Origin of the sequence: Mesorhizobium sp. B3-1-6 (assembly GCF_006439555.1) — a bacterium.
In the GTDB taxonomy this organism is placed as follows: domain Bacteria; phylum Pseudomonadota; class Alphaproteobacteria; order Rhizobiales; family Rhizobiaceae; genus Mesorhizobium.
Window position 1 is genome coordinate 31,515 of record NZ_VFTM01000005.1, and the last position, 22,930, is coordinate 54,444.

29 protein-coding genes are annotated in these 22,930 nt (G+C 63.0%); 20 read left to right on the forward strand and 9 right to left on the reverse strand.

What is annotated here, in order from left to right:
- Positions 1-229: 229 nt before the first annotated feature.
- From FJ414_RS06600 to FJ414_RS06610, 3 genes are all read left to right on the forward strand, one after another.
- Positions 230-487, forward strand: coding sequence for a PepSY domain-containing protein (locus tag FJ414_RS06600; RefSeq protein ID WP_140642572.1), 258 nt, complete (start codon positions 230-232; stop codon positions 485-487).
- A gap of 134 nt (positions 488-621) precedes the next feature.
- The gene (locus FJ414_RS06605; RefSeq protein WP_246672314.1) at positions 622-1,305 is read left to right on the forward strand and encodes a lysozyme inhibitor LprI family protein; all 684 of its coding nucleotides are present in this window, start codon (positions 622-624) and stop codon (positions 1,303-1,305) included.
- A gap of 98 nt (positions 1,306-1,403) precedes the next feature.
- Complete coding sequence (locus FJ414_RS06610; protein ID WP_140642574.1) at positions 1,404-1,889, forward strand: hypothetical protein; 486 nt, start codon at positions 1,404-1,406, stop codon at positions 1,887-1,889.
- A gap of 64 nt (positions 1,890-1,953) precedes the next feature.
- Here FJ414_RS06610 and FJ414_RS06615 read toward each other — a convergent pair whose 3' ends face one another.
- On the reverse strand, positions 1,954-3,834 hold the full coding sequence (locus tag FJ414_RS06615; RefSeq protein WP_140642576.1) for a murein L,D-transpeptidase: 1,881 nt from the start codon (positions 3,832-3,834) through the stop codon (positions 1,954-1,956).
- Positions 3,835-4,116: 282 nt separating this feature from the next.
- On the opposite strand from FJ414_RS06615, the gene FJ414_RS06620 reads away from it, so the two are divergent.
- Positions 4,117-4,518, forward strand: coding sequence for a rhodanese-like domain-containing protein (locus tag FJ414_RS06620; protein WP_140642578.1), 402 nt, complete (start codon positions 4,117-4,119; stop codon positions 4,516-4,518).
- Positions 4,519-4,555: 37 nt separating this feature from the next.
- Complete coding sequence (gene plsY, locus FJ414_RS06625; protein ID WP_140642580.1) at positions 4,556-5,245, forward strand: glycerol-3-phosphate 1-O-acyltransferase PlsY; 690 nt, start codon at positions 4,556-4,558, stop codon at positions 5,243-5,245.
- A gap of 97 nt (positions 5,246-5,342) precedes the next feature.
- On the opposite strand, the gene FJ414_RS06630 is transcribed toward plsY, so the two are convergent.
- Positions 5,343-6,251: an alpha/beta hydrolase gene (locus FJ414_RS06630; RefSeq protein WP_140642583.1), complete on the reverse strand. Its 909-nt coding sequence runs from the start codon at positions 6,249-6,251 to the stop codon at positions 5,343-5,345.
- A gap of 47 nt (positions 6,252-6,298) precedes the next feature.
- On the opposite strand from FJ414_RS06630, the gene FJ414_RS06635 reads away from it, so the two are divergent.
- On the forward strand, positions 6,299-6,751 hold the full coding sequence (locus FJ414_RS06635) for a MarR family transcriptional regulator (protein WP_027169363.1): 453 nt from the start codon (positions 6,299-6,301) through the stop codon (positions 6,749-6,751).
- A gap of 12 nt (positions 6,752-6,763) precedes the next feature.
- Here FJ414_RS06635 and FJ414_RS06640 read toward each other — a convergent pair whose 3' ends face one another.
- Both FJ414_RS06640 and FJ414_RS06645 read right to left on the reverse strand, forming a co-directional pair.
- Positions 6,764-7,375, reverse strand: coding sequence for a pyridoxamine 5'-phosphate oxidase family protein (locus FJ414_RS06640; RefSeq protein WP_140642585.1), 612 nt, complete (start codon positions 7,373-7,375; stop codon positions 6,764-6,766).
- Positions 7,376-7,467: 92 nt separating this feature from the next.
- Positions 7,468-7,821: a DUF971 domain-containing protein gene (locus tag FJ414_RS06645; protein WP_140642588.1), complete on the reverse strand. Its 354-nt coding sequence runs from the start codon at positions 7,819-7,821 to the stop codon at positions 7,468-7,470.
- Between the two features lie 196 nt (positions 7,822-8,017).
- Here FJ414_RS06645 and moaA point away from each other — a divergent pair, with 196 nt between their 5' ends.
- The 13 genes from moaA (at position 8,018) to FJ414_RS06710 (ending at position 17,637) form a co-directional block, all read left to right on the forward strand.
- Positions 8,018-9,013: a GTP 3',8-cyclase MoaA gene (gene moaA / locus FJ414_RS06650; RefSeq protein WP_140642590.1), complete on the forward strand. Its 996-nt coding sequence runs from the start codon at positions 8,018-8,020 to the stop codon at positions 9,011-9,013.
- A gap of 55 nt (positions 9,014-9,068) precedes the next feature.
- Entirely contained in the window at positions 9,069-9,563 is a 495-nt protein-coding gene (locus tag FJ414_RS06655; protein WP_181175551.1) for a hypothetical protein, read from the forward strand.
- Positions 9,564-9,677: 114 nt separating this feature from the next.
- The gene (locus tag FJ414_RS06660; RefSeq protein ID WP_140642592.1) at positions 9,678-10,034 is read left to right on the forward strand and encodes a hypothetical protein; all 357 of its coding nucleotides are present in this window, start codon (positions 9,678-9,680) and stop codon (positions 10,032-10,034) included.
- 124 nt (positions 10,035-10,158) lie between these two features.
- On the forward strand, positions 10,159-11,079 hold the full coding sequence (locus FJ414_RS06665) for a DMT family transporter (RefSeq protein ID WP_140642594.1): 921 nt from the start codon (positions 10,159-10,161) through the stop codon (positions 11,077-11,079).
- Between the two features lie 4 nt (positions 11,080-11,083).
- A complete protein-coding gene (gene mobA, locus FJ414_RS06670; RefSeq protein ID WP_140642596.1) occupies positions 11,084-11,716 on the forward strand; it encodes a molybdenum cofactor guanylyltransferase MobA in 633 nt (210 codons plus the stop codon).
- Complete coding sequence (mobB, locus tag FJ414_RS06675) at positions 11,713-12,228, forward strand: molybdopterin-guanine dinucleotide biosynthesis protein B (protein ID WP_140642598.1); 516 nt, start codon at positions 11,713-11,715, stop codon at positions 12,226-12,228. The genes mobA and mobB overlap by 4 nt, the downstream gene beginning before the upstream one ends.
- 151 nt (positions 12,229-12,379) lie before the next feature.
- Positions 12,380-13,165: an ABC transporter substrate-binding protein gene (locus FJ414_RS06680; protein ID WP_140642600.1), complete on the forward strand. Its 786-nt coding sequence runs from the start codon at positions 12,380-12,382 to the stop codon at positions 13,163-13,165.
- A 78-nt stretch (positions 13,166-13,243) separates the two neighbouring features.
- The gene (locus tag FJ414_RS06685) at positions 13,244-13,960 is read left to right on the forward strand and encodes an ABC transporter permease (protein ID WP_140642603.1); all 717 of its coding nucleotides are present in this window, start codon (positions 13,244-13,246) and stop codon (positions 13,958-13,960) included.
- Positions 13,957-14,781: an ABC transporter permease gene (locus FJ414_RS06690; RefSeq protein WP_140642605.1), complete on the forward strand. Its 825-nt coding sequence runs from the start codon at positions 13,957-13,959 to the stop codon at positions 14,779-14,781. The genes FJ414_RS06685 and FJ414_RS06690 overlap by 4 nt, the downstream gene beginning before the upstream one ends.
- A 110-nt stretch (positions 14,782-14,891) precedes the next feature.
- Entirely contained in the window at positions 14,892-15,761 is an 870-nt protein-coding gene (locus FJ414_RS06695) for an NAD(P)-dependent oxidoreductase (protein WP_140642607.1), read from the forward strand.
- Between the two features lie 8 nt (positions 15,762-15,769).
- A complete protein-coding gene (locus FJ414_RS06700) occupies positions 15,770-16,474 on the forward strand; it encodes a DNA alkylation repair protein (RefSeq protein ID WP_140642609.1) in 705 nt (234 codons plus the stop codon).
- The gene (locus FJ414_RS06705; RefSeq protein WP_140642611.1) at positions 16,434-17,003 is read left to right on the forward strand and encodes a GNAT family N-acetyltransferase; all 570 of its coding nucleotides are present in this window, start codon (positions 16,434-16,436) and stop codon (positions 17,001-17,003) included. The genes FJ414_RS06700 and FJ414_RS06705 overlap by 41 nt, the downstream gene beginning before the upstream one ends.
- 64 nt (positions 17,004-17,067) lie before the next feature.
- The gene (locus tag FJ414_RS06710) at positions 17,068-17,637 is read left to right on the forward strand and encodes a DUF3299 domain-containing protein (RefSeq protein WP_140642613.1); all 570 of its coding nucleotides are present in this window, start codon (positions 17,068-17,070) and stop codon (positions 17,635-17,637) included.
- A gap of 45 nt (positions 17,638-17,682) precedes the next feature.
- On the opposite strand, the gene FJ414_RS06715 is transcribed toward FJ414_RS06710, so the two are convergent.
- The 4 genes from FJ414_RS06715 to FJ414_RS06730 all read right to left on the reverse strand — a co-directional run bounded on the left by FJ414_RS06715 (position 17,683) and on the right by FJ414_RS06730 (position 20,208).
- Positions 17,683-18,174, reverse strand: a complete 492-nt coding sequence (locus FJ414_RS06715) for an Lrp/AsnC family transcriptional regulator (RefSeq protein ID WP_140642616.1) — start codon at positions 18,172-18,174, stop codon at positions 17,683-17,685.
- A 108-nt stretch (positions 18,175-18,282) separates the two neighbouring features.
- Positions 18,283-18,918, reverse strand: a complete 636-nt coding sequence (locus FJ414_RS06720) for a uracil-DNA glycosylase family protein (protein ID WP_246672315.1) — start codon at positions 18,916-18,918, stop codon at positions 18,283-18,285.
- A 10-nt stretch (positions 18,919-18,928) separates the two neighbouring features.
- Positions 18,929-19,540 carry a glutathione S-transferase gene (locus FJ414_RS06725; RefSeq protein WP_140642620.1) on the reverse strand — a complete coding sequence of 204 codons (612 nt, stop codon included), beginning with the start codon at positions 19,538-19,540 and terminating at the stop codon, positions 18,929-18,931.
- Between the two features lie 44 nt (positions 19,541-19,584).
- Positions 19,585-20,208 carry a thermonuclease family protein gene (locus FJ414_RS06730; RefSeq protein ID WP_140642622.1) on the reverse strand — a complete coding sequence of 208 codons (624 nt, stop codon included), beginning with the start codon at positions 20,206-20,208 and terminating at the stop codon, positions 19,585-19,587.
- A 76-nt stretch (positions 20,209-20,284) separates the two neighbouring features.
- Between FJ414_RS06730 and FJ414_RS06735 the strand changes: the two genes are divergently transcribed.
- Positions 20,285-21,808 carry a HAMP domain-containing sensor histidine kinase gene (locus tag FJ414_RS06735; protein WP_140642624.1) on the forward strand — a complete coding sequence of 508 codons (1,524 nt, stop codon included), beginning with the start codon at positions 20,285-20,287 and terminating at the stop codon, positions 21,806-21,808.
- A 17-nt stretch (positions 21,809-21,825) separates the two neighbouring features.
- Here FJ414_RS06735 and FJ414_RS06740 read toward each other — a convergent pair whose 3' ends face one another.
- Positions 21,826-22,821 carry a nicotinate-nucleotide--dimethylbenzimidazole phosphoribosyltransferase gene (locus tag FJ414_RS06740; protein WP_140642626.1) on the reverse strand — a complete coding sequence of 332 codons (996 nt, stop codon included), beginning with the start codon at positions 22,819-22,821 and terminating at the stop codon, positions 21,826-21,828.
- Positions 22,822-22,930 lie beyond the last annotated feature (109 nt).

Here is a 22,930-nt window from a genome sequence, read left to right on the forward strand (position 1 = left end):
GGCGCATGGTTAGTCGTTCGTTACGTCAGGAGACACATCCGAACCGCGACTTTACCATTTGAAATTATTATTTTTTCTCCGTCGAACAATACTGACCCTGTTTTCGCCGGCAAGGATCGGTCGCATCGAGGCATGCGCTGCAAAAACCCGCTATTGTGGCGCTGCGGAACCAACCCGCCTGCGTGCGAGTTTCTGACGGCACTTACGCCGACGAGATTTGAGGGCTCTCATGCGCACTGTTGTTTTAGCAACCGGTATCGCTTTCCTGCTTGTCAGTGGACAAGCCTTCGCAGCAGACGACCAGCCGCTGCCGCCGCAAAATGCAAAGAAACTGTCCGAGATTGTCGCCAAGGTCGAGCACCGCACCGACTTCCGCTACGTAAAGGAGGTCGATTGGGACAGCGACGGCTACACCGTCACCTACTACACCACGGACAAGGCCAAGGTCCAAATCACCTACGATCCCGTGACCGGCGAACCCAAATAGCCTCGTTCGGTTGCCTGCCTCCGCCATTTCGCGGTGCTTGCGTTCGGCATAGACTTGATCGTCGAAACAGGCCGGACCGGGGGACAGACATACGGCTTCACATCTGCGCTAACGCCCTGCTGGTAGCCGTATCGATGCTTGGGAGATCGGGCCAGGCGCTCGCGGATGGCCCCTCTTTCGACTGCCGAAAGGCGCAGTTGCCAGCCGAGAAGGCGATCTGCGCCGACCCGCAAATGTCGGCCATCGATGCTTTGGTCACCAAGGCCTATGCCGGTTTTGAGCCCGCCTTCGGCGGCGACAAACGCGGGATCGCCAGGAAACTGGTCGCCGATCGGAATGCCTGCAAGACGGACGCAGCCTGCATCGTCAGCGCGCAGAACAATGCGCTGCAGACTTACGGCAATGCGCCGCAATGGGTGCAGGACTACAACATCGCGCTCATCGGCAAGAAGGCGCTCGACCTTGCGGCAAGGACGCCGAAGCCAACCGATCAGCTCTTGCCCGTATCGATCGGAAAATGCGGCTTCACCCATATCACGGCGCTGACGACGAGGCTGGGTGACGACCCGCTGGAAGCCGCCAGCCCGGAAGCCGGCAGCGCGGCGAGATTTACCAACGGCGGCACGGCGGTCTCCTATGACCGCGAACCGGGACTGGCGAGTTCCAAGGTCGGCGATCCGGTCGTCATACGCCTGATCTCTATCCCGCGCGACTGCCCGAAAAACGACCTCTGCGGCATGGTGTACTACGCCGTCGACCTCGCCGCCAAAGGCGCATGGGCCCTGCCCGATTCCCAGCATCTGTGTGGTGGCGCTTGAAGACCTTGGCGCCGGGCGGAGCCAGCGCGACAAACCGCCCTTGCATCGTCACAACTTTGGTGGCTGACTGCCCGCCATGATTGCGGGCACGGGGGTGCATGGCAATGATCGGCTACGTCCTGAAGCGCATCCTGATGGTGCTTGTCGGCTATCTGGTCGCGGTGCTTGTCGGGTTGATCGCAGTGGTGGTGATCTACGCGATACTGAGCTCGCTGCCCAACGCGCCGGGCTACTTCGAGCTCATGGAGTTCACCCCAGTCGCCGTGTTGGTGGTGCCGCCTCTCGGCATGTTCGTCTACTTCCTGGCGATCATCCTGACCGGAATGCAGACGCTGGTTTTCGCCCTGATCGCCGAGTTCCTTTCGTTGCGAAACTTTTGGCTGCACATGCTGTTCGGCGCTGCCGCCGCGGCTGCCGGTTTCATGTTGATCTGGCCGGACGCCGCCGATGATCCGGAACGCTGGGCCGACATGGGCATCATCGCCGCCGCCGGCCTCGTGGCCGGGCTGGTCTACTGGCTTATCGCCGGGCGCGACGCCGGCTTCCGCCGGCCGCTCATCAAGGCACTTCCAAGAAACGTGTGAAGCGGTCGGGTTCGGTGGCTTCGCCGTGGCCTTCCGTCCGGAATTGCTTGAAAGTAGACAGCGCTCAGCTTGACGGCGTGCGCACCGCTTCGGTCGCGTCGAGCGCCTGCATCAGCTTGGAATCGCGGTCATAGACGTCGTCGAAATACTCGACCTTGCCGGACATGTCTGGCCATGCGGTGAAATAGGCGACATAGACCGGGATGACACGCGTGACATTCTCGGTCGAATGCCCATGCTTCAGCTTCTCGGCGATATCGTCGACGGAGGTGCCGAGCACGGCGGCGGCCATGCCGCGCGGATCCTGCAACCGCACGCAGCCATGGCTGAGCGCGCGCATGTCGCGTGCGAAGAACGACTTCTGCGGCGTGTCGTGCATGTAGATGGCATGCTTGTTGGGGAACAGGATCTTCAATTCGCCCAAGGCATTCGCTTCGCTCGGCTGCTGCCGCACGCTGAAGGGGATGTTGGCGCCATAGGCACCCCAATTGACCGCCGAGGACGGAATGCGCTTGCCGCGCGAATCCGTCACCTCATAGCCGGCGCGGTCGAGATAGCCCGGGTCGCTGCGCAGCCTCGGCAGCATCTCGTTGACGATGATCGACTGCGGCACACCCCAATAGGGGTGGAAGTCGACCTGCTTGATCTGGTTGTAGAAGAAGGCGGTCTGATTGGTGACCCGGCCGATGACCGCCCGGGTCTTCAGCTTCTCCTCGCCATTGTCGATATAGCTGGCGGTAAAGGCCGGCTGGTTGATGAAGACGCGCGGGCTGCCGAGATCCGACGGCATCCAGCGCAGTTCCTCGAGCGCCACCTTGACCTTCTCAATCTTGTCGGCCTTCGAGGCGCCGGCCAGTGAGGCCACGGTGCGCGGGCCGATGACGCCGTCGCCCTTCATGCCGGCGCGCTGCTGCACGGCCTTGATCACCGGCACCAGTTCGGGGTCGTAGAGCTCGCTCTTGCCCAGCCTGGCGAGCACCTCGCCATAGTTGCCACCCATCTCATCATCGAGATTGCGGGAAATAAGCGTCAGCAACTTCGGCAGTTCCGGGCTGCTCTCGCCGGGCTTGAGCAACAGCTTCGGATTGACGACGATCTCGTTTTCCTCGCTCGCCTCGAGCGCTTCCAATTCGACGCGCAGCGCCTGGTACTCGGCATTCTGCGGGTGGCGCGATTCGAGATAGGTGCGGACCTCCTGGGTATGCGCCAGCGTCTTCAGCGCGCCTTCGAGATCGAACGGCTTGGCCGGGAAATCGTAGTAACCGGTCATCCGGTTGGGGTAGACGCGGCCACTCTGGGCATCTTGCGCATAGCGCAGCACGCGCGCCGACAGCGCCATCTCGAAGCGGACCAGTTCCTTGGTCCGCTCTTCAGGCGTAGCGGAAGTCGCGGCAGCCGGAACGTCGACGGAATAGTCGGCCGGCGTCAGGCCGTAACTTGCCGCCTCGCCCAGGACGCGCACCGCATCCTGCGCTCGGCTGTTGGGGATGTTGTCGCTCACCCAGATGAAATCCGGATTGGCCGAATAATAGGCGATCAGTGCCTTGGCGATATCCGGCTCGGCGAACAGCTCGTACTCGCTCAAGCCAGCCACGGCGTCGCGGAAGCTGTTGCCCGTCACCGACGGCACATAGGCGGCATCCTGCGCGGTCGCCGGCTGCGGCGCCGGCAGCAGCGACTTGAAATCGACGCGAACGAGCTTGTCGGCCCTGTAGGTGTTGTAGGTCGGGCTGCTGATCCTGACACCACCGCCTCCGTCGGGCTCTGCCGGCCGTATCTTGCGTGGCTTCGGCGGCGGCGGAAATTCACCTTGCGGGTTATGCCGGATACCGCCGCCGAACAGCATGTCGAACAGCCCTTGCGCGCTTGCCGGCTGTTGTCCGAAGGCGAGCGTTGCCGCGATTGCGATCGGCAGGAGGGTTTTCTTGTTCCCGAGGACTTTCATGCTTCACCCGCACCGGTTGCAACCGGTTCCCGTTCCGCGCCGCTGGACGGTCCCGCCCTCCGCATGGCGGATGTATGACGTGACTATACCGATTCATACCGATTTCGTTAAGCTTTCATAAATTTTCGCAGCCGTGTTGCAGAACAGTTTCACATCATTGTGAGACGGTGTGACCTGCCTCGGTTCGCGCCATGCTTGCGGCGTTGCGCCAGACATCGGCGGAAACTGGCCCGGACGTGATAAGCTCCGGCCGTTATGCTGGAAATCCGGGGAGGATTTGCCGTGAAGAAAGGTTATCGCCAGCTGCTCGACGAGGCGAATGCCGAGATCGAGGTTGTGTCGCCCGAGGAAGCGGCCGGATTGCTGGAGGACGAAGACACCATCTTCGTTGATCTGCGCGATCCGCGCGAGGTCGAGCGCGATGGCAAGATCCCCGGCGCCAAGCACGTGACGCGCGGCATGCTGGAATTCTGGATCGATCCCGAAAGCCCCTATCACAAGCCGTTCTTCGCCAGCGGAAAGACCTTCGTCTTCTTCTGCGCCGGCGGCTGGCGCTCGGCTTTGGCCACCAAGACGGCGCAGGACATGGGCCTGACACCGGTCAAGCACATCCTCGGCGGCTACACCGCCTGGAAAGCGGCCGGCCTGCCGATCGAACCCGGCCAGAAGAAAAAAGCCGACTGATCACAGTTTTCCGCAACGTCTGGGATCAATCGACCCAATGGTTTTCTGGATAGCAAGCGCGGTTGGATTGGCGGTCGCCTATCTCCTCGGTTCCACGCCCACCGGCTACCTGGCCGGCAAACTTCTCAAGGGCATCGATATACGCGAGCACGGCTCCAGATCCACCGGCGCGACCAACGTGCTCAGAACCTTGGGCAAATGGCCGGCATTGGCGGTTCTGCTTGTCGATGTGCTGAAAGGCGTGGCGGCGATCGTCTTTGTTCGCTGGTTTTATCCCTGGTGCTACGCGATATCGTCCGCCACGCCACCGATGGCGCTTGAACTGGAGACCTTGGCGCCCTGGCTCGTTTGCCTGGCCGGACTTGCCGTGCTGCTGGGGCACGGCCGGTCGATCTGGCTGAATTTCACGGGCGGAAAATCCGCCGCGACGGGACTTGGCGTGTTGCTGGCGATGTCATGGCCCGTAGGATTGGGTGCCGCCACGGCATTTGCGGCCACACTCGCTCTTTTCCGGATCGTTTCCCTGAGCTCGATGCTGGCGGCGCTGACGGCGGTCGCGCTTGTCTGCGGCTTGGAGCAACCATTGCCCTATCGGTTGCTGGTGATCGCGGGCAGCCTCTACGTGATCCTGCGCCACCGCGCCAACATTCAACGGCTGCTGGCGGGAACGGAGCCACGCCTTGGCCGCGGTGGCCCGGGACCGAACGCAGGCTCGCAAATCTCCTAGTGCATGATCCTGAAAAGTGGGAACCGGTTTTCGGAGAAAGATCATGCTCCAACAAAGAGTTAGATCGTGACGGCGATTCAACGAAACGCATCACGATCTAGTGCAGGGTCGTTTCGCGTTGCCCGGTCACGAAACCGACCGCGCGCGCAACGACATCCCTGTCGGCGAGGATGCGACGATGGCCAAGCCCATTGGCCCAATGCAAGTGGACATGCTCGCCGGCGCCCGCATAACGCTTCGCATGGTCGGCATGGACTTCGCGGTCGTCCGGCGCGTGGACGATCAGCGTCGGCACCGGCGCCTCCGCAAGTTGGCGGTCGCCAGTGAATTCGCTGAGCGGCCGACCCGACAGATGTTTTACCCGATCCGCCATGGCGAGGCGGGAGCGCGGCCCGACATTCATCATGTCGCTGAAATCGTCGAAGATTGCCGGCAGCGAGCTCGGCGCGGCAATCAGCACCAGTTTCTGCGCCTTAAGCGGCGGCATGCCCTTGACCGATGCCGCGACGGCATTGGCGGCAATGGCGCCGCCGAAGGAATGACCGACGACGGCGGCAAAGGGGCCGAACCATTCGCCAGCGACCCGCGCCGCGTCCACGGCAGTCACCATGTTGAGATGGCGGCCGAGCGAATGACCATGCCCGGGCAGGTCGAGCGAGACGACCTTGTAGCCGGCGCCGCGAAACCCTTCGATCAGGGCGCGCATATATTCGGTGCGCGAACGCCAGCCATGGATGACGAGCACCGTTCCGCGCGGCTCCCTGCCCGGCTCCGGGCGGAATTCATGCACCGCCACGCAATCCGTCCTGGTCCTCAGCCGGTGGTGGCGCGCCTCGGCCATGAAGTCCGAGGCGCGATCGACAGCGCGACGCTCACCGTCGCTCAAGGATCTGGCATTGGGTGTGCGGCAAAACAATTCGAATGCGGCGCGGCCGCCGAGACGTGGCATGACATGCTCGGCCGCGCCAAAGACGCCGCGGATGACCTTCAATCCAAATGATGCCATATTGGCGATCCATCCATTCGTTCAAGCATGAACATAATAGTTCAAACATGAACATTAAACAAGAGCTGCCCTGGGACAATCCTCGCTTTCGCAACTGGGTTGCGGTCGCGCGCGCCTGCCATGTGCTGGAGCGCACGCTGGCGGTGAAGCTCGCCCCGCTCGACCTCAAGCCGGCGCAGCTCGACGTGCTGATGAACCTCTATCGCCACCCAGGCATGTCGCAGCACGATCTTGCCCGCAAGCTGCTGGTCGGCCGCTCCAACATCACCATGCTGTTGCCGCAACTCGAGGCGCGCGGCCTGCTTCGCCGCGAGGGCGACGAAAAGGACAAGCGGGTGCTGCGGCTGAACCTGACCGAGGCGGGCGAAGCCCTGCTGATGAAGGCTCTGAAGGTTCACATGGCGCTGATCGAGAAGGCGATGAGCCAATCGACGCCGGAGCAGTGCGACATGATCGGCGAGCAGATGCGCAAGATCGCCGACGTGCTGAAGGAAGCCTGAGCCGGCTTCCGATTACCACATGGTTTTCTTCGCCCGCTCCGGCCATTCTCTGTCATAGGCCGCGGCATCGATGTTCTTGCGGCTGGTGACCTCGAGGATCTGGCCGGGCGTCGGTAGCGACTTCGGGTCGACATGCCTAGCCGGGTTCCACAGTTCGGAGCGCACGATAGCGCGGGCGCATTGGAAATAGACCGTGTCGACATCGATGACGGTGACCGAGCGAGCCGGCTTGCCGTCGACCATGAAGGACGCGCAAAGCCCGGCATCGGTTGTGATATGAGCGCGGCCGTTGACGCGCAGCGTGGTGCCCGAGCCCGGCACCAGAAAGAGCAGCCCGACGCGCGGATCGCGAATGATGTTCTTCAGCGAATCGGCGCGGTTGTTGCCGCGCCTGTCCGGCATCATCAGCGTCTTGTCGTCGACGATGCGTACGAAGCCCCCGAGATCGCCACGCGGCGAACAATCGAGTCCCTCCGGTCCGCTGGTCGCCAGCGCCACGAAGGGCGACGCCTCGATGAAGGCGGCATATTCGGGAATCACATGGTCGAGCTCCTTGACGACCGAAGCCTCGCCCGGCAACCCGTAAAGGGCCTCGAGCTGTTCGACGGATGTGATGAGCGACATCTTTTTCGCCTCCCGACCTTTTGCTGGCGCTACTCCATGTCCATGACGCCTTGACGACAGCCGGCTGCCGAAATTGGATGCCATGCGCCAGGCTAGCGATCTCGGCTCAGTCCCTTCTCGGCCAGCTCGGCAAGATAAGCGTTCCAGCGCTCGTCCTTTTCGTGGCCGAGCGTATGCAGATAGCTCCAGGTGAAGATGCCGGTGTCGTGGAAATCGTCGAAGGTGATGCGCACAGCATAATTGCCGACCGGGTCGATCTTGAGGATCGCGACATTGCGCTTGCCGGGCACCGTCACCCGCTGCTCCGGCGAATGGCCCTGCACCTCCGCCGATGGCGAGGCCACGCGCAGGAACTCCGCCGGCAATTCGAACGGTTGGTGGCCGGGGAAGGTCACGGTCAAGAGCTTGCGGTCCTTCGAGACCCTGAGTTCCTTTGGCGCGGTCATGGCTGTCCTGTCTGGGTTGCGCCCTTCCCTACGCCGCTTCGCGCGATCCGAAAAGGATCATTAGAAAGCAGCCGACACGCGATGTCGGTCGGGGAATGTTACCAAAGATCGAGACATTCTATCTTGAATGCGGCATTGGATCGTATCACATAGCTATATATAACGACGCCGCTCAGGCCATGGGAAACGCTTGCAAATGGACATGATCGACCCCTTCGGTCGCACGATCAGCTATCTGCGCGTGTCGGTCACCGACCGCTGCGATTTCCGCTGCACCTATTGCATGGCCGAGGACATGACCTTCCTGCCGAAGAAGGATCTGCTGTCGTTGGAAGAGCTTGACCGGCTCTGCACCGTTTTCATCGAAAAGGGCGTGAAGAAGCTGCGGCTGACCGGCGGCGAGCCGCTGGTGCGCAAGAACATCATGCATCTGGTGCGCCAGCTGTCGCGGCATCTCGCGAGCGGCGCCCTGGAAGAGCTGACGCTGACCACCAATGGCTCGCAGCTTTCGCGCTTCGCCGCAGAGCTCGCCGATTGCGGTGTCAAGCGCATCAACGTCTCGCTCGATACGCTCGATGCCGGGAAATTCCACCAGATCACGCGCTGGGGCAATCTCGGCAAGGTGATGGAAGGCATCGACGCCGCGCAGAAGGCCGGGCTGAAGATCAAGCTCAATGCTGTTGCGTTGCGCGACTTCAACGACGCCGAGATCCCCGAACTGATGCGCTGGGCGCATGGCCGCGGCATGGACCTCACCCTCATCGAGACGATGCCGATGGGCGAGATCGAGGCCGACCGCACTGATCAGTATTTGCCGTTGTCGATGCTGCGCGCCTCGCTGGAACGCCAGTTCACGCTTTCCGATATTCCTTTCAAGACCGGCGGCCCCGCCCGCTATGTCCATGTCGCCGAGACCGGCGGCCGGCTCGGCTTCATCACGCCGATGACGCACAATTTCTGCGAGAGCTGCAACCGCGTGCGGCTGACCTGCACCGGCACGCTCTATATGTGCCTCGGCCAGGAGGACGCCGCCGATCTCAGGGCGCCGCTGCGCGCCTCCGAAGGCAACGAACTGCTCGGCGAGGCCATCGACGAGGCCATCGGCCGCAAGCCCAAGGGCCATGATTTCATCATCGACCGCCGCACCAGCCGCCCTTCGGTGTCGCGGCATATGAGCGTCACCGGCGGCTGATTTTTTCCACTGATTGATGCATGATCTCTTCTGGTCATCGACCGAAGGGGGGATCATGCAACGTCCGCAGCGCTTCGGCTTGTCGTCACTGGCGGCTGTCGTATCCCTATCGATAATCACGACGACCGAGGCGACGGCCAAGCCGTTCACCTACGTGAATGCGCGATTCGGCCAGTCATGCACATTCCCCGACGAGATCTTCGACAAGCCGATGCCCGAGCCGGAAAATGGCGACGGGCAGCAATGGCTTAGCGCCGACCGCGCCAGCCTGACCTGTTCCGGCATCTACAATGTCGACAACGACACGCCGCAAGGTTTCGTCGCTCAGGAGAAAGCCAGCACCGAACCGGGTTACAAGGTCACCTACAGCAAGACCAGCAAGGATTGGGCGGTGCTTTCCGGCACCAGGGATGGCAAGATCTTCTACGAGCGGCGCCTCTTCGGGAAGGACGACGTCATACGTACCGTCTGGATCGAGTATCCCGCCGCGCTCAAGGCTAAATACGACCCGCTGGTCGGCGCCATCGCCAACAGCCTGCGCGGCCCCTGAGGCCAGCCGGCTCCCCTGAAAATAAAGCGCCCGCGTTACCTTCCCGCCGATTTACCGCCAAGCTTTTCCGGCCTAGCCTTCGCGGCGCTGTTTTCGCGCTAGGGGGGAGTGCACATGCGCACATTCATGCTTTCACTTGCAATGCTTGGGGTTGCTTCCGTATCGGCCGCGGCTCAGTCGATCGGCGGCACCTACAACGTCGCCGGCACCAATTTCGACGGCTCGAAATATGGCGGCGAGGCAACCATCACGCTGACCAGCGACACGACCTGCACGATCCACTGGGAAACCGGCGGCTCGACCTCGGACGGCATCTGCATGCGCAACGACAATGCATTTTCCGCCGGCTATGCGATGGGCAAGGAGATCGGTCTCGTCGTTTACAAGATCGAGAAGGACGGCTCCCTGCACGGGCTGTGGACCATTGCCGGCCAGAACGGCAACGGCACCGAAGTTCTGACGCCGAAGTAAGCCTTCCAAAGCTCGGCAGATCGACCTCATGGGCCACGCAGAAATTCGTGGCCCATTTCTTTGCCGTTGCTGTTTTCCGGCTGCCTGCTAGACGGCTGAATTAAAATAGAATCCGGAAACGCCTTTGCCTCTCTCGCCAAACCTGCGCGGCGCGCTGTTCATGATCGTGGCCATGGTCGGCTTCACCTTGAACGACGCGATCACCAAATTCTCTTCCGAATCGATGAACATGGCGCAGGTCATGCTGGTGCGCGGCGCCTTCGCATCCTTCTTCGTCGGTCTGCTGGCCTGGCGGCGCGGCGCGCTTGCCAATCCGGCCGCCATGCTGCAGCCGATGGTGGCCATGCGCGTCGCCGGCGAAGCGGGCGCCACCGTGTCGTTCCTCATCGCGCTTGCGCATCTGCCGATCGGCAATGTCTCGGCCGTCATGCAGGCTCTGCCGCTGGCGGTCACCATGGGCGCGGCATTGGTCTTCGGCGAAAGCGTCGGCTGGCGACGCTGGACCGCCATTGCCGCCGGTTTCGTCGGCGTGCTCATCATCGTGCGGCCGGGTTTCGAAGGGTTCAGTGTCTATTCGCTGGTGGCATTGGCCAGCGTCGCCTGCTGCGCTGTGCGCGACCTCTCCACCAAGCGCATCCCCGAGGCGATCCCGACCATGCTGGTGTCGACGGCGACCGCGCTTGCCATGACGGTCCTTGGTGCGCTGCTTTTGTCACCGATGGGCGGCTGGACGCCGATGAGCGGCAAGGCGACAGCTCTGTTGGCATTGGCGGCGGTGCTGGTGCTCATCGGCTATCAGTTCATCATAATGGCGATGCGCTCGGGCGACATCTCCTTCATCGCACCCTACCGCTATACCGCCCTGCTCTGGTCGATCCTGCTCGGCCTCGTCATCTTCGGCGACGTCCCAGACCTGCCCATGATCGTCGGCGCAGTCATCATCATCGGCTCCGGCCTCTATGCGCTCTACCGCGAGCGCGTCGTCGGCAAGCAGCAACCCGCCGCTGAAAGCGCTGGACCCGACATGGCGCCGGACGGCATATAGGCCGATGGACCGACATGTTGCGGGGATCATTCTGGCGGGAGGCCAGTCGCGCCGGATGGGCGGCGGCGACAAGCCGTTGCTTTCGCTTGGTGATGACAGATTGATCGATCATGTCGCCCGCCGATTGAAGTCGCAGGTCGCGACCCTGGGGCTCAACGCGAACGGCGATCCGGCGCGGTTTGCCGCCCTGGACCTGCCGGTGCTGGAGGATACGGTGCCGGGCCATGCCGGGCCGCTGGCTGGCATTCTCACCGGCCTCGAATGGGCGACGACGCAAACGAGCTGCCGGTGGCTGATGAGCGCCGCCGGCGACACGCCGTTCTTCCCCGGCGACCTCGTCGAGCGCCTAGTCGCGGCAGTTCACGACCGGCCTGGCGCGATCGCCGCCGCCAGCTCGGGCGGCAGATGGCATCCGACCTTCGCGCTTTGGCCGCTCAGCCTGCGCGACGCCTTGCGTCATTTCATGGTTGACGAGGACAACCGGCGGGTTTCGGCCTTCATGCAGCGCCAAGGTTATGTCGAGGTCGAATTCCCCATGATCGAGGCCGGCAACCTGAAGATCGATCCGTTCTTCAACGTCAATACGCCGGACGACCTTGCGGCGGCGGAGCGTCTGTTGCAAAGCCTCGGGCCATGAGACGCGTATTCGGCATCACCGGCTGGAAGAACTCCGGCAAGACGACCCTGACGGAAAAGCTGGTCACCGAACTGGTGGCGCGCGGCTGGACGGTTTCGACGGTGAAGCACGCCCACCATGACTTCGACATCGACAAGCCGGGCGCCGACAGCTTCCGCCATCGGCAGGCGGGCGCCACCGAGGTCGCGATCGTCTCCGGCCGGCGCTGGGCGCTGATGCACGAATTGCGCGGAGAGAACGAACCGACGCTGGACGACATCCTGGCGCGCCTGGCGCCTTCGGATATCGTCCTGGTCGAAGGCTATAAGCGCCAAGCGCATAAGAAGATCGAGGCAAGGCGGCTCGAGGCCAAGGACCGGACGCCGCTTTCGGCCAACGATCCCAACATTGTCGCCATTGCCGCCGACTTTACAGTCGAAGGCGAAACGTTGCCGGTTTTCGATCTCGATGACACGAAATCGATAGCCGACTTTGTCGAGCGCAGCACAGGTCTCATGGCTCAAACCAAGTAACGCAGCGGCACATCCTGATTGTCGTTTGGCGTTGATTTGCAGTTGCTTTTTTCTTGGAAAGAGTGGGAGTATCCGCCTCAGCGGGCGGTAAAGAAGCTCCGCCCACAAGAGCCGCACGGGACAGCGGCCATGACAATATGAGAGGATTATCATGCGTATTGCACTGCGTATCGCGCTTGCCGCTTCGGCCGCGCTGCTGACACTTGGCGTCGCCCAGGCTCAGGAAAAGACCCTGAGGATCGGCACCGAAGGCGCGTATCCGCCCTTCAACAACCTGACCTCGGACGGCCAGTTGGTCGGCTTCGACGTCGATATCGCCAAGGCGCTCTGCGACGAGATGAAGGTGAAGTGCACCTTCGTCGCGCAGGATTGGGACGGCATCATCCCGGCGCTCCAGGCCGGCAAGTTCGACGCCATCGTCGCCTCGATGTCGATCACGCCCGAGCGCGCCGAGAAGGTCGACTTCACCCACAAATACTACAACACCCCGTCGGCCATCGCCGTGCCGAAGGATTCGCCGCTCAAGGGCGTGACCAAGGAAGACCTCGCCGGCAAGAACATCGGCGTCGCCACCACGACCACGCATTACAACTATGCTTCGAAGACCTACACCGACAGCACCATCAAGGGCTATCCGAGCAGCCCCGAGGAACAGGCCGACCTCGCCAATGGCCGTCTCGACGCCATCGAGGACGACATCGTCGTGTTGCAGCAGTGGCTGGATTCGCCGGACGGCGCTTGCTGCAAGATCCTCGGTCAGCCTTCGCCGCAGCCGGTCGATATCTTCGGACCGGGCGCCGGCATCGCCGTGCGCAAGGGCGAGACCGATCTGGTCAACAAGCTGAATACCGCGATCGACGCCATCCGCAAGAACGGAAAGTACAAGGAAATCAACGACAAGTACTTCAAGTTCGACGTCTACGGCGCCGAATCCTGATCGACAAGCCAAGGGCGGTGAGGCATCCCTTGCCGTCCTTAAATTCTTCCGGGATCGCCACGGAGACACGACCCGTCAATGCCGGCCCAAAGCATTTGGACACTTCTCAGTTGGGGACCGGATGGCTGGAGTGACGACATTGCGTCTGGCGTTCTGGTCACCATTGCGCTGGCGCTTGCCACACTGCCGATTGGCCTGGTGATCGGCTTTTTCGTCGCCTTCGCCAAGCAGCATGAAGAGCCGTCGCTGCGCCTGGCCGGCAATATCTACACCACCGTCTTTCGCGGTCTGCCCGAACTGGTGACACTGTTCCTGTTCTTCTTTGGCATGCCGCTTCTCCTGCAACATGTCGTGCGGCTGTTCAATCCCGACGCGACGATCGACGTCAACAGCTTCATCGCCGGCATGATCGTGCTGTCGCTGATCTTCTCCTCCTACGCCAGCGAGGTCTTTCTCTCCGCGTTTCGTGCCATTCCGAAAGGCCAGTATGAGGGTGGTTACGCCATTGGCCTGTCGAAATGGCAGACGATGCGGCTCATCGTCCTGCCGCAGCTGATACGCATCGCTTTTCCGGGCCTGGAGAATTGCTGGCTGAGCCTGCTCAAGGACACCTCGCTGGTCTCGGTGGTCAATCTGGCCGAAACCTTGCGCCAATCCGGCGTCGCGGCGCGCGTCACCAAACATTCCTTCCTGTTCTACAGCGTTGCGGCGCTGATCTTCCTGGCGCTGGCCGTCCTGTCGTCGATCGCCACGAGCTACATCCTGCGCCACCTCGGACGGAGGGAGGCGCGATGAGCGTCAGCCAGGCTATCGCCATCGACAAGCCGCCGCCGCAAGCGCGCGGCTGGCCGCGAGCCCGCATCGTTGGCTCCGCGCTGGTCGGCATCTGGATTCTGTTCGGCGTCGGCATTGTTGCCTATCTGGTTTACGCATGGAACGCCGCGTTCTTCGCCAGATACGCGCCAGCCTATCTTCAAGGCTTGGGCACCACGCTGTCGCTGGTCGCCATCTCGATGGTCCTTGGTGCCATCCTGTCGCTTCCCGTCGCCTACGGCCGCATGTCGAAGAACAGGATCCTGTCCGGGCTTGCCTATTGCTATGTCTACTTCTTCCGCGGCACGCCGCTGCTCGTGCAGACCTACCTGGTCTATTACGGCGTAGGCTCGTTCCGGCCGGAGCTTGAGACGGTCGGGCTGTGGTGGTTCTTCCGCGAAGCTTTCTATTGCGGCATGTTTGCCTTCTCGCTCAACACCGCCGCCTACCAGGCCGAAATCCTGCGTGGCGCCATCGAAAGCGTGCCGCGCGGCCAATGGGAAGGTGCAGCCTCGCTCGGCCTGCACAAATTGCAGACGCTGCGCAAAGTCGTCCTGCCCCAGGCGATCATCGTCGCGCTGAGACCCTACGGCAACGAACTCATCCTGATGATCAAGGCTTCGGCGATCGTCGCCATCATCACGGTCTACGACCTGATGGGCAACGCCAAGCTCGCCTACGCAAAATCCTTCGACATCCAGGCCTATATCTGGGTGGCGATCGTCTATCTGGTGATGGTCGAGATCCTGCGCCACGGCGTCGAATGGATCGAGCGGCGCATCACTGTCCACCTGCACCGCTAGGCCGAAACCGCGTGGGCCTGGGCCAGTCGATGCGGCTCCCCGCGCCTTGACGAATTCGCCGCAAGGCCTAGAGCTTCCGCAACTGAAATTTCGTTTGCGAAAGGTAGCTCATGGCATCGGTGGCATTTCTCGGTCTTGGCGTCATGGGCTATCCGATGGCCGGGCACCTCAGGAACAAGGGCGGCCATGACGTCACCGTCTACAACCGCACCAAGGCAAAGGCCGAGCAGTGGGTGGCCCGGCATGGCGGCAAACTGGCGCTGACGCCGGCCGAAGCGGCCGAAGGCAAGGACTTCGTCTTCTCCTGCGTCGGCAATGACGATGATCTGCGTTCGGTCACCACAGGTGCGAACGGCGCCTTCGCCGCGATGAAGAAAGGCGCCATCTTCATCGACAACACCACCGCCTCGGCCGAGGTCGCGCGTGAGCTTGACGAAGCCGCGCGCAAGGCGGGTTTCTCCTTCCTCGACGCGCCGGTGTCCGGCGGCCAGGCTGGCGCCGAGAACGGCGTGCTGACCGTCATGGTCGGCGGCGATGAGGCCGCCTTCGACAAGGCGAGGCCCGTCATCGACGCCTACGCCCGCATGGTCGGCCTGATGGGATCGGCGGGTGCCGGCCAACTGACGAAAATGATCAACCAGATCGCCATTGCCGGCCTCGTTCAGGGGCTGGCCGAAGGCATCCATTTCGGCAAGAAGGCGGGGCTCGACATCGAGAAGGTGATCGAGGTGATCTCCAAGGGAGCGGCCGGCTCCTGGCAGATGGAGAACCGCCACAAGACGATGAATGCCGGCAAATATGATTTCGGCTTCGCCGTCGACTGGATGCGCAAGGATCTCGGCATCTGCCTGGCGGAGGCCAACCGCAACGGCGCCAAGCTGCCGGTGACGGCGCTTGTCGACCAATTCTACAAGGATGTGCAGGACATGGGCGGCAAGCGCTGGGACACGTCCTCGCTGCTCGCGCGCCTCGAAAAATAGGCGACGCAATGCCCCTGCCCGATCCGAGCTGGAGCGCCGACGACATCGTCGCTCATTTGCGCGCGATCGGCACCGAGGCGAACCGGGCAGGCATGGCGCGCTTCGGCATCAACACCACGAGCGCGCTCGGCGTCGGCAATTCCGAATTGCGGCCGCTGGCGCGCAAGTTGAAGAAGAACCACGAGCGATCGCTTCTGCTGTGGGACAGCGGTGTCCGCGAAGCGCGGCTGATGGCGGCCTTCACCGGCGAGCCGAACAAGGTCGGCATCGATCAATGCCGGCGCTGGGCGGCGGATTTCGACAGCTGGGAGATCGTCGACACCGTCGCGGACCTGTTCGCCGAAACGCCGTTCTGGCGCGAACTGATCGACGAGTTTGCCGAAGACGAACGCGAATTCGTCCGCCGCACCGCCTTCGCCATGCTGGCCTGGAGCGCGGTGCATTTCAAGAAAGAGCCGGACGCGACCTTCCTTGCCTATCTGCCGCTGATCGAGAGACATGCCGGCGACCCGCGCAATTTCGTCCGCAAGGCGGTCAATTGGGCGTTGCGGCAGATCGGCAAGCGGTCGATGAGCCTGCACGCCCCTGCCCTTGCGCTGGCGAAAAAACTGGCGGCATCGCCCGACAAGACGGCACGCTGGATCGGCAAGGATGCGGTGAAGGAACTGACCGATGCCAGACAGATCGAAAGGCTCGCAGCCGCAAAGACCTGACCTTGCCGGGATTCGCTTCGTCGAGGTGACGCCGGAGACACGCGCCGGCTTCGAGAGCCTGTTCGAGCAGCCGGGCGCGCCGAAATATTGCTGGTGCATGGCCTGGCGCCATTCCAGCCGCGAGCACGGTGAGAAGAAGCGCATGATGATGGCGCTCATCGATGCCGGCACCCCGATCGGCATCGTCGCCGAGTTGGACGGCAGACCCGTCGGCTGGTGCTCGGTCGCGCCGCGCGAGACCTACCGGAGACTTTCGAAGCAGCAGGACGACACCGAAGCAGGCATATGGTCGATCGTCTGCTTCTATGTGCCGAGGGCTTTGCGCGGCGGCGGGCTGGCCTCCGCCCTGCTCGATGCGGCGATCAACCATGCCTTCCGCAAAGGCGCACGCATCATCGAGGCCTATCCCGTCGACGAGGCGGCGCCGAGCTATCGCTTCATGGGTTTTCGCGACATGTTCGTCGCGCGAGGCTTCCATGAAATCGGCACCGCCGGCACGCGCCGGCATGTGATGCGGTTGAGCCGTTGAGCCTGGACCGGTCACGACGCTTTTACTCGATTCCGCCAATGGACAGGCGGAGGATGGAGCAACCATGAACAAGCGTTTCAGATCGTGCGCGATGTTGGCGGCCGTGCTCCTGTTCGCTGCCCCGGGAGCCGATGCGGCCGATGTCGCGCATATCCTGTGGAAGGACCTGCGACCAGCCACGCAAGCCGTTGCCGAGGACGCGAACCTGCCGATGATCGCGGCAAAACTGCCAGACCACGGTGAGACCTTGTCGCTCAATCTGCAGGACAAGACGATACAATTAGCCGGCTATGCATTGCCAGTCGATCGCGATGGCGACCTCGTCTACCAGTTCCTGCTGGTGCCGTGGACCGGCGCCTGCAGCCACATGCCGACGCCGCCGCCGAACCAGATCGTGCTGGTGACGCCGGCGCACCCCTACAAGATGAAAGAGACCTACGAGCCGGTCGCCGTCACCGGCGTGCTGAAGCCCGGCATGGAGAAGAGCCAGCTCTTCATCCTCGACGGCGTCTCGATCGTCCAGTCGGGCTACACGGTGCGCAGGGCCGGGGTGGCAAGCGTCGACAGCGTGCCGGACACGGTCACGCTGCCGGTCAACTCGCCGTGGAATTTCCTCAACAAAAGGAAGAACTAAGCTCGCCGCCCCACTCAAGTGCGGGAATCGGCGAGCACCCTGTGATCACGCCGCGTTCGCGCCCGATTCCTTGTCCAGCACCATGTAGTCGAGCGGGATCTCGGTCGTGTATTTGATCTGCTCCATGGCGAAGGACGAGGAGACGTCGCGGATCTCGATCTTGGCAATCAACCGCTTGTAGAAAGCGTCATAGGCGGCAATATCCGGAACCACCACGCGCAGCAGGTAATCGACGTCGCCGCTCATGCGGTAGAACTCGACCACTTCCGGGAATTCCTGGATGACCTCGGAGAAGCGCCGCAGCCATTCATGGCTGTGCGAATTGGTGCGGATCGACACGAAGACGGTGACGCGCACATTGACCTTCACATGGTCGAGAATGGCAACGCGCCGCTGGATGACGCCCTCCTCCTCGAGCTTCTGGATGCGCCGCCAGCACGGCGTGGTCGACAGGCCGACTTTCTTGGCGACATCGGCGACCGCGAGCGTCGCGTCCTCCTGCAGGAGGCGGAGAATTTTTCTGTCGAGACGATCCATTGGGAAGCTCCAGGGGAATAGTTTGGCTATAGTCCCTTTTATCCAAGCCTTTCACAAGAAAGAAATTCTGCCGATGGCGGCAAAAGCGAGTGATTTCTTGCAAGATGCCTAATCGATGCGATAGCGGATTTCCGACCTCAGGAAGGGCAGCAAATCCATTTCAAACCAGGGATTCTTCTTCAGCCAGCCGGTGTTTCGCCAGGATGGATGCGGCAGCGGCAGCACTTTCGGGACGGCCGGTCCATCCCATATGGCGCGCCAGTTCCTGACTGTCTCGGTCAGCGACGGCAGGCGTGTCGTACCCATATGCCAGGCCTGCGCATAGCCGCCGATGGTCAGAACCAGGTCGATCTGCGGCATCAGCGCCATCAATTGAGCGCGCCAGGCTGGCGCGCATTCGCGGCGCGGCGGCAAGTCGCCACCCTTGGCGTCCTGTCCGGGAAAGCAAAAGCCCATCGGAACGATGGCGAATTTTTCGGTGTCGTAGAACTCATCGCTGCTCACACCGAGCCAGCTTCTCAGCCGGTCTCCGGATGCGTCGGTGAACGGCACGCCCGACAAATGCACTTTTGTGCCCGGCGCCTGGCCGGCAAGCAGGACCCGCGCGGTGGAGGACGGCTGCAGCACCGGCCGCGGCTCATGCGGTAAAGGCCGCCCAAGCGGCTCCTCGACGCAGATGCGGCAGGTCCGCACCCTGGCGGTGAGGCGCTCCAGCGCTTCTCTCCTATCATGCTGACTATCCAATTGTTGTCGCTCAGGCCGCTGCGCTCGGTCGGCTTGTAAGCGCCGCGTACCAGCGCAGCACATTCGTACACTCCTCCGGCACCCTGATGCGTGCCGGCTTCATGAAATCGATGGCGATCATGCCGGTGATGTCGGCGACCGAGTAGCTATCGCCGGCGGCGAATTCGCGCTCCGCCAGTTCGTGGTCGAGGAGGTGCAGGAATTCGATCGCTTTCGGTTTGTTGGCCTCGCCCCATTCCGGGATTTGCGGCACTTCCCACTCCTTCATCGCAGGATGGATGTGCCGAAACGCGGCGGCGACACTGGCCATCAGGTTCAGTTCCATGCGCCTTTGCCACATCTCGACCATGGCCTTGCCGAGCGCGCCCGTGCCGAACAGCGCGGGCTTGGGATGCAACTCCTCGAAATAGCGGCAAATGGCGATCGATTCGGTGATGATGGTGCCGTCGTCGAGCTCGAGCACAGGCAGGCGCCGCAGCGGATTGCGCTGCGCCACCTGCTCGCCGCGATGCTCCAGCGCGCCCATGTCGACGGGCACCAGCGGCACCGTCAATCCCTTCTCGGCAAGGAAGACGCGCACGCGCCGGGGGTTGGGCGCTCGGCCGCCATCGAACAACTTCATTCCATCCTCCAGCTTCTCCATCGGATCATAGGCGGCTCCGCCCATCACCAGAAGCGAACAAATTCGCGCAGCACGTCGCCGAACGAGGCCAGCATGCCGTGCTTTCTCTCGACCGGCGCACTGTGATGGCTGTCACGCCATTGCTGCGGCTCCTCGAAGGCGCCTGCCCAGATGCCGGCCTTGGCCGCTCTCGCCACCGCTTCCTCGGTCTCGAAGTCGCCGAAGGCAACCGCCCATCCGGCCCGCACCTGGGCCCGGTTCAGGTCGGCGTCACCTGCCCTGCAGTCGCCGAGCAGGCGGCCGTAGCGGTCGCGCTGCCAGCCGCTGCAGGAAACAGGCCTGCCGGCGATCAGGCGTACCAGCGCCTGCCGCGCCAGCTTGCCGCAGGGATAGTCGGCGCCGGCCTTTTGGCAGGTCTGCTGATACTCCGGAGCGTCGATGCCGCGCATGCGAATGCGCTCGGTCCCTAGCGTGATCGAATCGCCGTCATTGACGATCGCCGTGCCTTGCTCCTTGCGTGTTTCGAAGCGGTCGAGGCGCGCCGCCACCAGGATAAGCAATCCGAGCAAGAGGAAGGCCAGCCCATAGTCCAGCAGCTGGCGCCAGAGGCTTCGCGGCGAGCTTGCCGCGTAGCATCGGCGCGGTCCTCGCGGCCCGAAACGGCTCATATGGCAAACAGTCTCTTAATCATTCGAACGTAGCTTAACGAACTGATAGTCGCTGCGCGCAGAAATTGAAGTCTGTATGCCTTTGCAACGCTCGAACACAGCGGATAAATTTATTGTGGACCGCCGTAAACCGCACCGCAACAGCGATGTGGCGCGCGCGGTGCGCAAGACGCGCGACCGCCTCTCGCAGCAGGCTGGCAGCCTCGACTTCGACCGTGAACTGCTGAAACTGCATGCGCGCGCCATGGTGGTCGGCGCGGTCGCGATCCCGCTGCTCGTGCTCGCCGTGGCGGCCGTTGGTCGGCTAGCGGGCCTGGACAGCCAAGTCACCATCTGGGCCTTGTCGATGCTGCTTTGCTACGCGATCGTCGCTTTCATGGCGCGTCGCGTGGAGCGAACCGAGGCAGCCGAACTCGACCCGGCGCAGACGCGCCGCGACTTCTTGATCGGCCACTTCCTGTGCGGCCTTGGCTGGGCGTGGTTCGCCTGGATCGGCTGCGACACCTGCCAGATCGACCAGTTCCATGTGGCCAAGGCCATGGTGCTGCTGGTCGCCATGGCGACGACCGCCGTGATGGCCTCCTCGCTTGGCGGCGCCCTGCTGGCCACCTTTGCCATTCCCGTTGCCGTTTACGTCTACACCATCCTGCGCCTGTGGACGCCGATCGAAGCCACGATGGCGGCGTTGCTTATCGCCGCGCTTCCCTTCTTCGGCTACGTCGCGCGTCATCTCAACCGGGCATCGTTGATGCTGCTCTCCTTCCGCTCGGAGAAGGACGCGCTGATCGCCGAGGTGGAGACGGCCAAATCGATGTCGGACGAGGCAAGGCGGCGCGCCGAGGACGCCAATCTGGCGAAATCGCGTTTTCTCGCCTCCATGAGCCACGAACTCAGGACGCCGCTCAACGCCATCCTTGGCTTCTCCGAAGTGATGGCCAATGAAGTGCTGGGGCCGATGAACAATCCGACCTACCGCGACTATGCCCATGACGTGCACGAGTCCGGACAGCACCTGCTCGACCTGATCAACGAGATCCTCGATTTGTCGCGCATCGAGGCCGGCCGCTACCAGCTCAACGAGGAGCCGGTGGTGCTGCCGACGATCGTCGAAGACTGCTGCCACATGATGGAGCTGCGTGCCCGCAACAAGGACATCCGCGTCATCCAGGAATTCGAGGAGACCTTGCCGCGGCTCTTCGCCGATGAGCGCGCAGTCAGGCAGATCACGCTCAACCTCCTGTCCAATTCGATCAAGTTCACTCCGTCCGGCGGCGAAGTGCGCGTACGCGTCGGCTGGACCGCCGGCGGCGGCCAGTACATCTCGGTCAAGGACAACGGACCGGGCATACCGGAGGAGGAAATCCCGGTGGTGCTTTCCGCTTTCGGCCAGGGCTCCATCGCCATCAAAAGCGCCGAACAGGGAACCGGCCTCGGCCTGCCGATCGTGCAGGGCCTGCTCGCCATGCATGGCGGCGAGTTCGAGCTGCATTCCAAGCTGCGTGAGGGCACCGAGGCGATCGCCATTTTCCCGTTGAGCCGGGTGATGGAAGAACTGCCGGCTTTGCCGACCAAGACCGTTGCGGCGCGGGGGCGCCGCTGAGGCAATCCCTGTCGGCTCTAAAGCCGGATAGCCATCGCCATGCCGGAACTGGTCAACGCCGCGGCCTTGACGATTCCGGCGGCGAGAGCGGCCCCTACCCCTTCGCCATGGCTGATGCCGAAATCGAGCAGTGGCCGCAGTCCGAGCCGTTCGGCCGCCTTGGCGTGGCCGGGCTCCGGCGACAGGCTGGCAAGCAGGCAGTGATCGAGCGCGCCAGGATTGGCCGCGTAAAGGGCAGCGGCCGCCGCGATCGCCGCGAACCCGTCGAGCAGGACAGGAATCTTCTCCATGCGCGCCGCCAGAATGGCGCCGCAGATCGCCGCGAACTCGCGCCCGCCGACCCTGCGCAAGGCCTCGAGCGGATCGTCCAGGCCGGAACCGTGGAATGCCAGCGCCCGATCGACGACCTCGGCCTTGCGCGCGGTCATCGCAGCGTCGGCGCCCGACCCCGGCCCGACCCAATCGGCCCCGCTGCCGCCGAACAGCGCGGCGCAAAGCGCGGCGGCGATCGTCGAATTGCCGACTCCGAGATCGCCAAGGCACAGAAGATCGGCGCCGCCCGCCACCGCCTCCATGCCGAAGGCCATGGTCGCGGCGCAGCCGCGTTCGTCGAGCGCGGCTTCCTCGGTAACGTCGCCCGTGGGAATGTCCAAGGCGAGGTCGAAGACTTTCAGGCCGAGATCGTTGGCGACGCAGACCTGGTTGATCGCGGCGCCGCCTGCGGCGCAGAGTTCGACCTCGTTGGCGGTCGCCGCCACCGGACGCGGCGAAATGCCGTGCCTGACGGCGCCGTGATTGCCGGCGAAGATCGCCATCAGCGGCCGGTTGATCGCCGGTGGCGCGCGTCCGCTCCAGGCGGCAATCCAGGCCGCGATGTGCTCGATGCGGCCGAGCGATTCCTTCGGTTTGTCCGCTTTGGCGAACAGCGCGCGGACACGGGCCGCCGCCGCATCATCGGCAGGCGGCAACGCCGCCAGGAGGCTTCGGAAATCGTCGAAAGGCGTTGCGGTCATTTATGTCGGTCGCGGTTCGTTGCGGAAATCGCAAGCGGCATAGCCGCCTTCTCCAGCCGGCACAACCGCCTGACGATGCCGCGAACGCGTTGCCTTGTGGCGCATTGCG

Coding starts and splice junctions, on each gene's coding strand:
- FJ414_RS06700 (WP_140642609.1), top strand. CDS start 15,770: ATGCCCCTGCCCGATCCGAGCTGGAGCGCCGACGACATCGTCGCTCAT.
- FJ414_RS06725 (WP_140642620.1), bottom strand. CDS start 19,540: ATGAAGTTGTTCGATGGCGGCCGAGCGCCCAACCCCCGGCGCGTGCGC.
- FJ414_RS06690 (WP_140642605.1), top strand. CDS start 13,957: ATGAGCGTCAGCCAGGCTATCGCCATCGACAAGCCGCCGCCGCAAGCG.
- FJ414_RS06645 (WP_140642588.1), bottom strand. CDS start 7,821: ATGACCGCGCCAAAGGAACTCAGGGTCTCGAAGGACCGCAAGCTCTTG.
- FJ414_RS06705 (WP_140642611.1), top strand. CDS start 16,434: ATGCCAGACAGATCGAAAGGCTCGCAGCCGCAAAGACCTGACCTTGCC.
- FJ414_RS06635 (WP_027169363.1), top strand. CDS start 6,299: ATGAACATTAAACAAGAGCTGCCCTGGGACAATCCTCGCTTTCGCAAC.
- FJ414_RS06735 (WP_140642624.1), top strand. CDS start 20,285: ATGCCTTTGCAACGCTCGAACACAGCGGATAAATTTATTGTGGACCGC.
- FJ414_RS06695 (WP_140642607.1), top strand. CDS start 14,892: ATGGCATCGGTGGCATTTCTCGGTCTTGGCGTCATGGGCTATCCGATG.
- FJ414_RS06685 (WP_140642603.1), top strand. CDS start 13,244: ATGCCGGCCCAAAGCATTTGGACACTTCTCAGTTGGGGACCGGATGGC.
- mobB (WP_140642598.1), top strand. CDS start 11,713: ATGAGACGCGTATTCGGCATCACCGGCTGGAAGAACTCCGGCAAGACG.
- plsY (WP_140642580.1), top strand. CDS start 4,556: ATGGTTTTCTGGATAGCAAGCGCGGTTGGATTGGCGGTCGCCTATCTC.
- FJ414_RS06715 (WP_140642616.1), bottom strand. CDS start 18,174: ATGGATCGTCTCGACAGAAAAATTCTCCGCCTCCTGCAGGAGGACGCG.
- FJ414_RS06730 (WP_140642622.1), bottom strand. CDS start 20,208: ATGAGCCGTTTCGGGCCGCGAGGACCGCGCCGATGCTACGCGGCAAGC.
- FJ414_RS06610 (WP_140642574.1), top strand. CDS start 1,404: ATGGCAATGATCGGCTACGTCCTGAAGCGCATCCTGATGGTGCTTGTC.
- FJ414_RS06615 (WP_140642576.1), bottom strand. CDS start 3,834: ATGAAAGTCCTCGGGAACAAGAAAACCCTCCTGCCGATCGCAATCGCG.
- FJ414_RS06710 (WP_140642613.1), top strand. CDS start 17,068: ATGAACAAGCGTTTCAGATCGTGCGCGATGTTGGCGGCCGTGCTCCTG.
- FJ414_RS06600 (WP_140642572.1), top strand. CDS start 230: ATGCGCACTGTTGTTTTAGCAACCGGTATCGCTTTCCTGCTTGTCAGT.
- FJ414_RS06655 (WP_181175551.1), top strand. CDS start 9,069: ATGCAACGTCCGCAGCGCTTCGGCTTGTCGTCACTGGCGGCTGTCGTA.
- FJ414_RS06630 (WP_140642583.1), bottom strand. CDS start 6,251: ATGGCATCATTTGGATTGAAGGTCATCCGCGGCGTCTTTGGCGCGGCC.
- moaA (WP_140642590.1), top strand. CDS start 8,018: ATGGACATGATCGACCCCTTCGGTCGCACGATCAGCTATCTGCGCGTG.
- mobA (WP_140642596.1), top strand. CDS start 11,084: ATGGACCGACATGTTGCGGGGATCATTCTGGCGGGAGGCCAGTCGCGC.
- FJ414_RS06680 (WP_140642600.1), top strand. CDS start 12,380: ATGCGTATTGCACTGCGTATCGCGCTTGCCGCTTCGGCCGCGCTGCTG.
- FJ414_RS06605 (WP_246672314.1), top strand. CDS start 622: ATGCTTGGGAGATCGGGCCAGGCGCTCGCGGATGGCCCCTCTTTCGAC.
- FJ414_RS06660 (WP_140642592.1), top strand. CDS start 9,678: ATGCGCACATTCATGCTTTCACTTGCAATGCTTGGGGTTGCTTCCGTA.
- FJ414_RS06740 (WP_140642626.1), bottom strand. CDS start 22,821: ATGACCGCAACGCCTTTCGACGATTTCCGAAGCCTCCTGGCGGCGTTG.
- FJ414_RS06640 (WP_140642585.1), bottom strand. CDS start 7,375: ATGTCGCTCATCACATCCGTCGAACAGCTCGAGGCCCTTTACGGGTTG.